Origin of the sequence: Rhizobium sp. 11_C7_N12_5 (assembly GCF_051811145.1) — a bacterium.
GTDB lineage: Bacteria > Pseudomonadota > Alphaproteobacteria > Rhizobiales > Rhizobiaceae > Rhizobium > Rhizobium lusitanum.
The window spans coordinates 397,165-409,308 of the sequence record NZ_JBPWPY010000002.1; the positions used below are offsets into that span (position 1 = coordinate 397,165).

Below are 12,144 nucleotides of genomic sequence, written 5' to 3' on the forward strand. Positions count from 1 at the left end.
TTCCAGTCAATCTGCGCGATCTGCAGTTGCGTTTAAACAGTTGACATCGACCTGTATCAGTATGCAATGCTTATCATAGCAATCTAGGCAAAAATCCCCCCAGTCGCCTCGTCTTCCGGCGTCGATTCCAAAAATGAAACGCTCGATCATGGTCGCCTCGACGGCCTGTGCGTATTCGACATCGGGCGCGGCAGTCAGAAAGGAATACCATGTCCAGCACGGTCGATCGTTCGAGACGTCCGTTGGTCATCGTCTCGATCATGCTTGCGACCTTCATGGTCGCAGTGGAAGCGACGATTGTCGCGACCGCCATGCCGCGCATCGTCGGCCAGCTCGGCGGCTTCACCTATTACAGCTGGGTCTTCTCCGCTTTTCTCCTGGCGCAGTCCACCACGACGGTTATCTATGGCAAGCTTTCCGATATGTTCGGCCGCAAGCCCATGCTTATCGTTGGCATCCTGATCTTTCTCGTGGGATCTACGCTTGCGGGTTTTGCCTGGTCGATGGCCTCGCTGATCGCGTTCCGGCTGCTTCAAGGGCTTGGCGCCGGCGCCATTCAGCCCGTGACGATGACGGTTGTCGGCGATCTCTACAAGCTGGAAGAGCGTGCCAAGGTGCAGGGTGCCCTTGCCAGCGTCTGGGCTGTTTCGGCGGTCATCGGTCCGCTTGCCGGTGGCATCATCGTCGATCATCTCTCCTGGGCATGGATTTTCTGGATCAACCTGCCGTTAGGCGTCCTGTCCATCGCCGGCTTCGTATGCTTCCTGCATGAGCGCATCACCCCGCGCGAGGCGAAGATCGACTATCTCGGGACGATCCTGTTTTCGATATCGATCGTATCGCTGCTGGTCATTCTGACGGAAACCGGTTCCGGTTTTGCCGTCCTTGGTTTGCTAGCGATCGTCTTTGTGGTCAGCGGCGTCCTGTTCATATGGCAGGAGCGGCGGGCGCCTGAGCCGATCATCTCGATCGCGCTGTGGAGCCGGCGGCTGGTGGCGACCAGTAATGCGGCAACCCTGCTTGCCGGCATGGCCTTGATCGGCCTGACGACAGTTCTGCCGATCTACGTTCAGGGTGTTCTCGGCCGATCACCGCTCGAAGCCGGATTCACCTTGACCATGCTGATCGTCGGCTGGCCGCTGGCGGTCATGCTTGCGAGCCGGTTCTTTCGCATGTTCGGCATCCGCCGGACCTTGCGTGCCGGAAGCTTCATGTTTCCGTTCGGTGCGCTGTTTCTTTTGTTCCTGACCCCGGAAAGCAGCCCGATCATCGCCGGCGTAGGCTCGTTTCTGATGGGCTTCGGCATGGGTCTCATCAGTCTCACCAGCGTCGTGCTCGTGCAGGAAAGCGTCGAATGGTCTATGCGCGGCAGCGCCACGGCCTCGATCATCTTCTCGCGCAGCCTCGGCAACACGCTTGGCGCCACGGCGCTCGGCGCGATCATGAATATCGGTATCGCTCATTTCGGCAGCGGCGAACTGGCAACGAGGCTTCACGATATTCTGAACCAGCCGACTGGCCTTTCCGATCTTGTCGGCGATCCGGCGATCAGGAACGTTTTCGACGCCGCGCTTCACTGGAGTTTCTGGGGCGTCGTCATCGTCGCCATCACGACGTTCGCAACCGTCTGGCTCATTCCCGTTGCCCATGATGCCGGCCGCCGATCGGTGCCCAAGGCGGATGCCCAGGATGCGATGACGCATTGACGGAGCGCGACCGGCAACGGGCCACGCTTCCCTCCGCCGGCATTCATCGTGACGCTTGCGACGTGCTGCGTCAGAAATCGTAGTGGCTGATGCGCCAGGACTCCAACAGGCTCCGTGATGCCTTGATCGCGGCGTCGGAATCGCGGGCGACGATCGCGTCAAGGATGGCCTTGTGGTAGGGCAGGGAACGCTTCTGACCCTCCGCCACTTCATCATGGTCCGAAAGCGTGCGATTGGCGTAGATCCCAACCGCAATCAGGTCGATCAGCTGTGAATAGATCATGTTGTGCGTGGCGGCGAAGATCGCGGTATGGAAGCGCAGATCAGCGTCGGCATTGGTATTGATGTCGCCGATGGTGGAAACCATTTCCCCGTAAGCGGAACTGATTGCCGTGACGTCTTCGTCCGTGCGGCGTGTGGCGGCACGCGCGGTAGCCTCCGGCTCCAGCGCCAGCCGCAAATCCTTGATGGAGCGCATGATTTCCACCGAAGGTCCGGTCTCGTAGTACCAGACCATGACGTCGGTATCGAGGTGATGCCAGTTGGAGCGCTCCTTGACGCGGGTGCCGACGCGGGTCTTGATCTCCACCAGCCCCTTGCCGGCAAGGCATTTCATCGCTTCGCGAATGACGGTGCGGCTGATGCCGAATTGTTCCACCAGATCGGGCTCGTTCGGCAGCGTGGCGCCTACCGGGTAACTTCCACCGACGATGCGGCGACCAAGCTCGTGGACGAAATAGCCGAAGACGCCGCGACGGGGGATCGTACCGTATTTTCGCACAAAGGCATCGAATGGTGACTGCGTTACGATCAGTTTCGCCTCCGGTGTTGCCGCAGTGGTCTTTGCATCAAGGCCATGTTTCATTATGCGGAGCTCTCATTCCTTTGATACGCGATTGCGAAGCTAATCTTCAGCCGATGATATGTTTTGCGGGCTCTATGCTGATGTCTCGGCTTGTTCGAGGCTGTTTCATATTGTTTTGATATCGATCCTGTCGTTCTTGGCGCGGCATTTCCGATAAAAAACCCTACCATGTCTTGTGCGCAAATGCCTACTGGCACCGGATTGACCGGTCCGTTCACCAAGGCGCATTGGCGGATCGTCATGATTTCCGGCCCAGCCGCATGGCGGAAGGTGGCAGCACGGCAATCAAATTCTGCGCCACCCACTAAGCGAAACGTGATTGACCAATCGAATGATGGGACGATTTCGATCTATCGGAAACGATGCCGAACCGATTAAATAAAGGGGGATGCGAGGCGGATTCGGAGTAACTGGTTGATGAACGACATGTCCACGCATGGGCGGGAGAAGGAAATGCAGGCGGCAGGCTCACGGTCGGTCTCGATTGCGTTGCTCGTGGCCGGTGCTTTCTTCATGGAAAACCTGGATGGTACGGTCATTGCAACCGCGCTGCCGCAGATGGCCGTTTCCTTTGGCGCCCGACCGGTGGATCTCAATATAGGCATGAGTGCCTATCTTCTGACGCTCGGCGTCTTCATCCCCATCAGCGGCTGGATCAGCGACCGTTTCGGCGCGCGACTGGTATTCACCACGGCCGTCGTCGTCTTCACGCTCGCTTCCGTTTTGTGCGGTTTTGCCAACGGTGTCGGCTCCTTCGTCGCTATGCGCATCCTGCAGGGGATCGGCGGCGCGATGATGGTGCCGGTGGGCCGGCTCGTGGTTTTGAACAATACCCCGAAGGACAAGCTGATCTCGGCGATTGCGACGATCACCTGGCCGGCGCTGGTGGCGCCCGTTCTTGGACCGCCACTCGGCGGCTTCATCACCGACCATGCGAACTGGCGCTGGATCTTCTTTCTCAACTTGCCGCTCGGCATATTGGCGTTTGCCTTCGCGCTTATTCTCATTCCGGAAACCAAGAATGCTGCGCGGCCGCCTTTCGACTGGATCGGCTTCGTCGTCAGCAGCATCGGTCTGGCAAGCCTGATGTACGGGCTGGAGCTGGTCGGCCGTCCCGACCTCATATGGCTGGAAGCCTCGGCCTATGTGGTCGCCGGGCTGGTTTTGCTCACCGTAGCCGCGTTTCATTTCCTGAGGACGGAGCATCCGCTCATCGATCTCTCAGGGCTGAAGCTGCCGACCTTCGCGGTCACGATCTCCGGCGGATCACTGTTTCGTACCGCTATCGGTGCGGTGCCCTTTCTGTTGCCGCTGATGTTCCAGGTCGGCTTCGGGCTCAGCGCCTTTCATGCCGGCATGCTGACCTTGGCGGTCTTTGCCGGCAACCTGGCGATGAAGCCGGGGACGACGCCGATTTTGCGGCGTTTCGGCTTTAAACCGGTGTTGATCGTCAACGGCATCCTGAATGCCGTCTTCATTGCAGCCTGTGCGTTGTTTTCGCCCGATACGCCGGTCTGGCTCGTCGTACCGGTGCTGTTCATCGGGGGCATGTGCCGCTCGATGCATTTCACGGCATTGAATACGATTGCCTTCGCCGACATTCCGCCGCAGAAGATGACAGGCGCCAACACGCTGTTCAGCACCGTCTTTCAGCTGACCATGGGCATGGGCATCGCTGTCGGTGCCATCGGCATTCGCATCGGTCAGGCTGTCAGTGCACCGCTTGGCGTAGGCGGCATCGTCGCCATCGAATTCCGCCTCGCCTTCGTGTTGCTCGGCATCATCGCTCTCTTTGCCGTGCTGGATTGCCTGCCGCTCGACCGCAGGGCCGGCGACAACGTTGCGCGCAAGCAGAAGGCGGGCGCGAAAAAGGCGGCTTGAAAATCTCCGCTATGAACGACATGTGCTGCTCAATGGGGATACTGAATGAGATTATAATGCAACAGCACGGCGGGTATCGCCATCAGGATGATAAGAAGCATTGCAAAGCTTGCTGCACGCAACATTTTCATCCGGCGGGCGCGCTGACCGGTCCAATCATATACTGCCATAATGAGCCCCTCCTTTTCCTCAATCATTACAAAGGCAAGAAATGGAACTCCAGTCAATATTGGCAATAGGGCGTTAAATAATAAGTTCATTCTAATATAATGGGGTAGTATACCGCCATTCTATTGGGCACCAGCACAACGCGTCTTCTCCGGCATTGGCGCAAGCTCGTTTCGCGACACCGGTTGGACGCTGGAAGAACAAGAGTTTGGGCCTTGCGCAAGCAGGCGCCGTTTGCTTCGAAAAGAGGAAAAATGCGATGAGTAAGATGCGCGCTTTGGTGCTGGAACGCCAGCATGAACTGGCAATCCGCGATATAGACCTTCCGCAGGAGGTCGGGCCGGGTCAAGTCAAGATCAAGATCCATACGGTCGGCGTCTGCGGATCCGACGTCCACTATTACACGCACGGCAAGATTGGCCCCTTCGTCGTCAACGAGCCGATGGTGCTTGGCCATGAAGCCGCCGGCACTGTCGTCGAAGTCGGTGCTGGCGTGACGCATCTGAAGATCGGCGACCGCGTCTGCATGGAGCCGGGGATCCCCGATCCCAATTCCAAAGCGAGCCGTCTCGGCATGTACAATGTCGATCCCGCCGTCATCTTCTGGGCAACGCCGCCCGTCCATGGCGTGTTGACGCCCTTTGTCGTGCATCCGGCCAATTATACCTTCAAACTGCCTGATAATGTCAGCTTTGCCGAGGGCGCGATGGTCGAACCCTTTGCGGTCGGCATGCAGGCGGCGACCAAGGCGAGAATTACCCCCGGTGACACCGCCGTCATCCTCGGCGCCGGCCCGATCGGCACCATGGTCGCGATCGCGGCTCTTGCCGGCGGCTGCGCACGGGCGATCGTTGCCGATCTCGCCCAGCCGAAGCTCGACATCGCCGCCCAATATCAGGGCGTCATCCCTGTCAATATTCGCGAAAACAATCTGGTCGAGGAAGTCAGCCGCCTTACGGATGGTTGGGGCGCCGACGTCGTCTTCGAGTGCTCCGGTTCGCAGAAGGCCTGGGAAACAGTCATGGCGCTGCCGCGCCCGGGCGGCGTCATCGTCGCCGTCGGCCTGCCGGTCGATCCGGTCGATTTCGATGTTTCGACGGCATCGACCAAGGAAATCCGTATCGAAACGGTCTTCCGCTATGCGCATCAATATGAGCGCTCCATCGCACTGATCGCGTCCGGCCGTGTCGATCTGAAGCCGCTGATCTCGGAGACATTCGCCTTTGAAGACTCCATCGAGGCGTTCGATCGTGCCGTCGAGGCCAGACCAACGGATGTCAAGCTGCAGATCATCCTGGATCAGTAAGCGTCTGTTTACCTCGTCGCCTTGCATGGGCGAGGCGACGTTTTCCTCCGGTTTCGCACGACCCCGTAGACGGGTAGGCAAAAGCGATGCTAGTTAGCCTGAAAAGAGAGGAACAGGCTTTAACGCCGTGAAACGGGAAGGATAGCCGTGCCGCACGACGTCGCATTGATCGCACTGATTGCCGGCGGGTTCGTGTTCGCGGCCATTTTCGGCTATCTCGCCGACAGGCTACATCTGCCGCCGTTGGTCGGCTATCTGGTTGCCGGCGTCATTATCGGCTCATCCACACCGGGCTTTGTCGCCGATGTTTCACTCGCATCGCAATTGGCGGAAATCGGCGTCATCCTGCTGATGTTCGGCGTCGGCCTGCATTTTTCGGCCGCTGATCTGCTGGCGGTGCGCGGGGTCGCCATCCCCGGTGCCATCGGTCAGATCGCGATCGCAACGCTTTTAGGCATCGGCTTGACGTCCCTCTGGGGCTGGGGCATCGGCGCAGGCGTGGTCCTCGGGCTAAGCCTTGCCGTTGCCAGCACCGTTGTACTGTTGAAAGCGCTGGAAGAGCGCAATCTGGTGAATTCGACCAACGGGCGCGTGGCTGTCGGCTGGCTGATTGTCGAAGATCTGGCGATGGTGCTCGCACTTGTCCTGCTGCCGGCCTTTGCCGGCGCCATGGGCGGCCATGTGAATGCCGGCGACCATGCGGCTTCCGGCTCGATCTGGCTGACGATCGGCATGACGCTGGTCAAGGTGGCGGCATTTACTCTTGTAGCGATCTTCATCGGTCCGCGCGTCGTACCCTGGCTGTTGACGTCGGTCGCCCGCACAGGCTCGCGCGAATTGTTCACGCTGTCGGTTCTGGCGATCGCGCTCGGCATCGCCTTCGGGGCGGCGGAAATATTCGGCGTTTCCTTCGCGCTTGGAGCCTTCTTTGCCGGGCTCGTGATGAGTGAATCGCATCTCAGCCATCGGGCTGCGGCCGACTCCCTGCCATTGCAAAATGCCTTTTCCGTGCTGTTCTTCGTGTCTGTCGGCATGCTCTTCGATCCGACTATCCTGGTGCGCGAACCGCTGATGATCGTCGGCGTGCTTGCGCTCATCATGATCGGCAAGTCACTGATTGCTTTCGGCCTGGTGCTGTTGCTGCGTTACCCGGCGAGCATGGGCTTTGCGGTTGCAGCCGGCCTTGCGCAGATCGGCGAATTTTCCTTCATCCTGGCCGGGCTCGGCGTTTCGCTCGGTCTGTTGTCCCGGGAAGGACAGGATCTCATTCTTGCAGGAGCGATCCTGTCGATTACGCTCAATCCGCTGGCCTTCTTCGCCGTCGAGAAGCTGGAGAAATGGACGTTTTCCCGATGGCCGTCGTTCGCGAGCAAATACGGCATGGCCAAGCAAGATGGGCTGCGTCGCGAACTGACCGCCATCAACAAGCAGCGGGAGGAAAGGGATCGGCAGCATAGTCTCGAGATCGAGGAACTGATCGAGACCTTTCCGATGTTTGCCGAGCTGGATGACAATGCGCATGAGGAGCTTCTGCTGCTCTTCCGGCCGAGATCGGCTTCGCCGGGCGATCGCGTCATTCGCACGGGCGATCGCGGCGACAGCATGTTCTTCATCGCGTCCGGCGCCGTCGAAGTGCAGCTTGAGGACGATGAGGTTCCGCTCGGCGCCGGTTCATTCTTCGGCGAAATGGCCCTGTTGACCGGCGCGCGCCGTACCGCCGATGTCGTTGCCGTCGATTTCTGTCAGCTTTTCGTGCTGGAGCGCCGTGATTTCAACCTGTTCATGTCGCGGCATCCGCAACTGCGCGCCGCCGTCAGCCACATGGCGCGCGAACGGCAGGAAAGCAACGTGTCGCGCCAGCGGCGCGACCAATCAGAGGATGCGAGCTGACGCCCGATCTGGGATTTAGCGGCGCCTCAGCCAGGATTTCGAAACGCGGCAGGCCATCGTATAGGCCGGATCGAAGACATTGCCGACATCGTAGCGCACGACTTGGCCGAGCAGGTGGCTGGCGGCAGTCTTATCGAGGCCGTAGTCGGAGCCGAGCCAGCGCAGCATTTCACTGGTTGCGTGCTGCAGGGCCTGGTCGAGCGGCCGGGCATTGCCGATGGTGAAAATGTCGTCCACCGTCTCGCCGCGCGGCCAGACTATCGTCTTTTTCTTTTCGACGCTCAGCCGTACCGTCACCTCGAAGGTGGTTTCGATTCCCGTGCCGACGATCTCGCCGTCTCCCTGCACGGCGTGGCAATCGCCCAGGAAGAAAAGTGCGCCTGGCGCCGATACGGGAAACCAGATGGTCGTGCCCGGCCCCAGCAGCCGATAGTCCATGTTGCCGCCGAATTCGCCGCTGGTGGCGGTCGATATGGCCTGGCCGAGCGCCGGCGCAACACCGAAGCAGCCGATCATCGGCGAAAGCGGCAGCGTCAGGGCCTCAAGGCCGGCCACCGGCTCGGAAAGTCTCGTTGTCAGGGCTTCGCGGTCGATCTGCCAGATCACCTTTTCGCTGGCCGGCAGTGCCCGCACATCCTGCGGATCGACGACGTTGCCTGCAACGACGCTGCGGGTGAATCCCGTATCGCGCGTCGGCACCATCGTCAGGATTTCGACTTTGAGGGAATCGCCCGGTTCCGCACCCTCGACGAAGATCGGGCCGTTCATCGGGTTGGGACCCGAGGCATGGCGAATATCATGCTTGTCATAGCCGGCAGCGTCGAGCGTTTCGGTAATGACGGTATCGCCATCGGCGACATGCAAGGCCGGCGGCAGGGAGCCGATGACGTTGTGATAGACGGTGGGGGTAAAACGGTGCGTTGCCATTGCCTACAGCCTTATCCTGAATTTGGTTCGGTCAACCTATGACAGCTTTGCCGTGTCACGAAAGACCGCGTTTGCGGATATTATGGATTACCGCTTCGGACGATCCCAAGGACGATAATAGAAAAGCGACAACAGCGCTCTGCGGATTTCGCCGGCCGCGACCTGGAATGCAGGTTGATCTAGGCGAAATGATCGCGAAACTCCTGTGGCGTGGTTCCGAATTTTCTCAGGAAATTGCGCCGCATGGTTTCCTCCGAGCTGAAGCCGCAACGGATGCGCGCCTGGTGAACCGTAAGGCCCTCTTCCAGCAGACGCCGCACCGCCTCGGTGCGGATATCCTCCACAGCCCTTGCGGGCGTGCGTCCGGTCGCCTTGAGGTAATGCCGGGAAAAGCTGCGCGCACTCATATTCGCCCGTTCGGCGAGAACGGGCAGAGAGAGGTCCGCGCGCAGATTGCTCATGATCCAGGCATGCAGTTGGTCGAAGCGCTCGCCGCTTTCCTGCAGTCGCAATGCTGAACTGAATTGCGCCTGGCCGCCCGGCCGCTTCAGGAAGACGACGAGCTCGCGGGCGACGGAAAGTGCCAGTTTCCGGCCGAGGTCGTCTTCGACCAAAGCGAGGGCCAGATCGATGCCGGCGCTCACGCCCGCCGAGCTCCATAGGTCGCCGTCCCGGACGAAGATCGGATCCGGCTCCAGTTTCACTTGCGGGAAGCGCTTTGAGAATTCCTCGCAGCGGTTCCAATGGGTCGCCGCGCGTCGCCCGTCCAGAAGTCCCGCTTCGGCAAGAAGAAAGGCGCCGCTGCAGACGGAGGCGGTTCGCCGGGTGCTTGCCGACCGCCTGCGCACCCACTCGACCAGGGCCTGATCTTCGCATGCCTTGTTGACGCCCCAGCCGCCGGCGATGATCAAGGTGTCGAGCGGGCCGCCAACGTCGCTGAGTGGCGCAGTCGTCAGCACAAGGCCTGAACTGGTCCTGGTCTGCGCGTCCGTCGCGACTGCGACTGCCTCATAGGGCCTTGGCAATCCGCTTTCGATTGCCGCCTCATTGGCACTGGTGAAAACCTGCAGCGGACCGGCTATGTCGAGCAGCTGGGCATTGTCAAAGGCAAGTATCTCGATGTGGCGCATGATTGGCACAAAATGACGGGAGTTTGGCAAATACGCCAGATTGTGATCGCATAGGCTGGTCGAAGTCAACCATAGGAGATCCACCATGACCGTTCGCTTCGGCCTGCTCGCCTTTCCGGGCGTCCAGCAACTCGACCTGACCGCCCCTTACGAGATATTTGCGTCGATGGAAGGTGCGGAGGTTCACCTCGTCTGGAAGGATACGTCTCCGATCGTCTCCGCCACCAAGCTGGTGCTGCAGCCGACGACGAGCTTTGCGGCGTGCCCGTCCCTCGATGTGATCTGCGTGCCGGGGGGCAGCGGCGTCAATGCGCTGCTGGAAGACGAGACGGTTCTCTCCTTTATCCGCGCGCAGGCGGCCCAGGCACGCTTCATAACCTCGGTGTGCACAGGTTCTCTCGTTCTTGGCGCCGCCGGTCTGCTCAAGGGCAGGAAGGCGACGACCCATTGGAATGCGCGCGATTTCCTGGCGGAATTCGGCGCCATCGCGACCCCTGGACGAGTCGTCCGGGACGGCAACCTTTTCACCGCGGGCGGCGTGACGGCGGGCATCGATTTCGGACTGACCATCGTTGCGGCCCTGCGCGATCAGGCGGAGGCGGAAGCCATCCAGCTTTCGCTGGAATACGCGCCCGCACCGCCGTTTCACTCCGGATCGCCGGAGGAGGCGCCGGCCGATGTGTTGATCGAGACGAAACGGCGGCTTGCCGGCTCGCGGACGGCCCGGGAGGCCATCATGGCTCGTCTCGCGGCTCGCCGGCATCAGGCCGGTTGAGCGCCGATCCTGTGCGCAAGCGATGTCACCTCGCTGAAATGGAACGTCGATAAGGACACGATCTGACTTTTGATCGTAGCGACAATCCCATCGAGGTGACGATGCCCAATCGGGCGAACAGGATCCTGATTTCAGGTAGCCTCTCATGCTTGACAGGAACAGCATTTCTGCGACCGTGGCATCACGATGTCGTGTGCGGCCTTGTGGTGGGCGAGAGGCTATTCTGATGAACAAGTTCCGATCATTTCGCTGCATTCCCCGTTTTGCCATGGCGATGAACATTCTGGTCGCCGCGGTTTTCTCGCCGATGCTGCCGGCATCAGAAGCTCACGCGCTTGAGGTCGGGCAGCAGACGAAGGCATCGGGCGAGCAGATCGAGAAGCTGATCAAAGCGCTGCGCGACAGCGGTGCCATGGCCGACAAGGACCTGTTGCAGCGGCGTGCCGACTTCGAGAATCTGATGGCAGCGACGCCGGATCCGACACGGGTGCAGATTCGCCGGGTTGACGCCAACGGCGTTGCCGGCGATCTGATCTGGCCGGCACGGCTGCACTATGGAATCGGCAGGCGTGCCATTCTCTATCTGCATGGAGGGGGCTTTTATAGCGGCTCGCTGCGGACACACCGCAATATTGCCGCCTCGCTTGCCAAGGGGGCGTCTGCCGATGTGCTGCTCATCGACTATCGTCTCGCGCCCGAACACGGTTTTCCCTCGCAGATCAACGATGCGGTGGCGGCCTATCGTTGGCTCCTGTCGTCAGGATACAAGGCCGGAAACATTGTCATTGCGGGAGAGTCGGTCGGCGGAACCCTGGCCATCGAGATTATCCTGAACCAGCTTCGCCTCAAAGGAGCGCTTCCCGCGGCAGTGGTTGCCATGAGCCCGGTGACCGATTTCGCCGCGACGGGGGCGTCACTGGTTGCAAACGCTTCCCGTGACCCGTTCATGGGCAAGGAGGAATTGACCATCATCCACAATGCCTATGTTGCCGACCGATCACCGGTCGATCCCGAGATATCGCCGCTCTATGCCAATTTGGCCGGCTTTCCACCCCTGCTGATCCAGGTGGGTTCGCGGGAGACGCTGCTGGATGACAGTGTGCGGCTGGCGGACAAGGTGCGGCAGGCGGGCGGAGACGTGGCCCTGGAAATCTGGCCTGGCATGATTCACCAGTGGCAGATTTTCCCATTCTGGCTCGAGGATGCCAGGAAGTCGAATGGGAGAGTGGCGGAATTCGCGATTTCGCATTTCGTCGACAAACCCGCGCAATAGTCTTGGCGTACAATCGTATGCGGCCCGATTGGGTTTCGTGGAGTATCCTATAATTATTTATCGCACGATATAATCGTAAGATAAATTTTTTGTAGACAACGCGCGGCGAGTGCTCTATGCATAATGATATTGCGATAATAAATCGCGCAATATATTATAAGTGGAGATTGAAATGAGCCAGTCGATCAATCAAGCTACCCGTCGTGGCGTTATGACCGCCGGA

Annotated in this window: 10 protein-coding genes; 6 read left to right on the forward strand and 4 right to left on the reverse strand. The window is 59.9% G+C overall.

The features are described 5' to 3' along the window. Positions 1-209: 209 nt before the first annotated feature. Positions 210-1,706, forward strand: a complete 1,497-nt coding sequence (locus AB8B29_RS20975; protein WP_037192417.1) for an MDR family MFS transporter — start codon at positions 210-212, stop codon at positions 1,704-1,706. A 70-nt stretch (positions 1,707-1,776) separates the two neighbouring features. Here the strand turns inward: AB8B29_RS20975 and AB8B29_RS20980 are convergent, their stop codons facing one another. Continuing rightward, positions 1,777-2,571 carry a FadR/GntR family transcriptional regulator gene (locus AB8B29_RS20980; protein ID WP_037192414.1) on the reverse strand — a complete coding sequence of 265 codons (795 nt, stop codon included), beginning with the start codon at positions 2,569-2,571 and terminating at the stop codon, positions 1,777-1,779. Positions 2,572-2,988: 417 nt separating this feature from the next. On the opposite strand from AB8B29_RS20980, the gene AB8B29_RS20985 reads away from it, so the two are divergent. Continuing rightward, positions 2,989-4,452, forward strand: a complete 1,464-nt coding sequence (locus AB8B29_RS20985; protein ID WP_081938688.1) for a DHA2 family efflux MFS transporter permease subunit — start codon at positions 2,989-2,991, stop codon at positions 4,450-4,452. A 29-nt stretch (positions 4,453-4,481) separates the two neighbouring features. Here AB8B29_RS20985 and AB8B29_RS20990 read toward each other — a convergent pair whose 3' ends face one another. Continuing rightward, positions 4,482-4,622, reverse strand: a complete 141-nt coding sequence (locus AB8B29_RS20990; RefSeq protein WP_167669539.1) for a hypothetical protein — start codon at positions 4,620-4,622, stop codon at positions 4,482-4,484. Positions 4,623-4,879: 257 nt separating this feature from the next. Between AB8B29_RS20990 and AB8B29_RS20995 the strand changes: the two genes are divergently transcribed. Together AB8B29_RS20995 and AB8B29_RS21000 are read left to right on the forward strand one after the other, a co-directional pair. After that, positions 4,880-5,926: an NAD(P)-dependent alcohol dehydrogenase gene (locus AB8B29_RS20995; protein ID WP_037193189.1), complete on the forward strand. Its 1,047-nt coding sequence runs from the start codon at positions 4,880-4,882 to the stop codon at positions 5,924-5,926. A gap of 147 nt (positions 5,927-6,073) precedes the next feature. Then, positions 6,074-7,816 carry a cation:proton antiporter domain-containing protein gene (locus AB8B29_RS21000; RefSeq protein WP_037192412.1) on the forward strand — a complete coding sequence of 581 codons (1,743 nt, stop codon included), beginning with the start codon at positions 6,074-6,076 and terminating at the stop codon, positions 7,814-7,816. A gap of 15 nt (positions 7,817-7,831) precedes the next feature. Here the strand turns inward: AB8B29_RS21000 and AB8B29_RS21005 are convergent, their stop codons facing one another. Together AB8B29_RS21005 and AB8B29_RS21010 are read right to left on the reverse strand one after the other, a co-directional pair. Continuing rightward, positions 7,832-8,743, reverse strand: coding sequence for an acetamidase/formamidase family protein (locus AB8B29_RS21005; protein ID WP_037192409.1), 912 nt, complete (start codon positions 8,741-8,743; stop codon positions 7,832-7,834). Between the two features lie 179 nt (positions 8,744-8,922). Continuing rightward, positions 8,923-9,873, reverse strand: a complete 951-nt coding sequence (locus AB8B29_RS21010) for a GlxA family transcriptional regulator (RefSeq protein ID WP_037193185.1) — start codon at positions 9,871-9,873, stop codon at positions 8,923-8,925. Positions 9,874-9,958: 85 nt separating this feature from the next. On the opposite strand from AB8B29_RS21010, the gene AB8B29_RS21015 reads away from it, so the two are divergent. Beyond that, positions 9,959-10,648 (forward strand): DJ-1/PfpI family protein, encoded by a 690-nt coding sequence (locus tag AB8B29_RS21015; RefSeq protein WP_037192406.1) that lies wholly within the window; start codon positions 9,959-9,961, stop codon positions 10,646-10,648. Positions 10,649-10,922: 274 nt separating this feature from the next. Beyond that, entirely contained in the window at positions 10,923-11,921 is a 999-nt protein-coding gene (locus AB8B29_RS21020) for an alpha/beta hydrolase (RefSeq protein WP_037193182.1), read from the forward strand. The last annotated feature ends 223 nt before the right edge of the window (positions 11,922-12,144 follow it).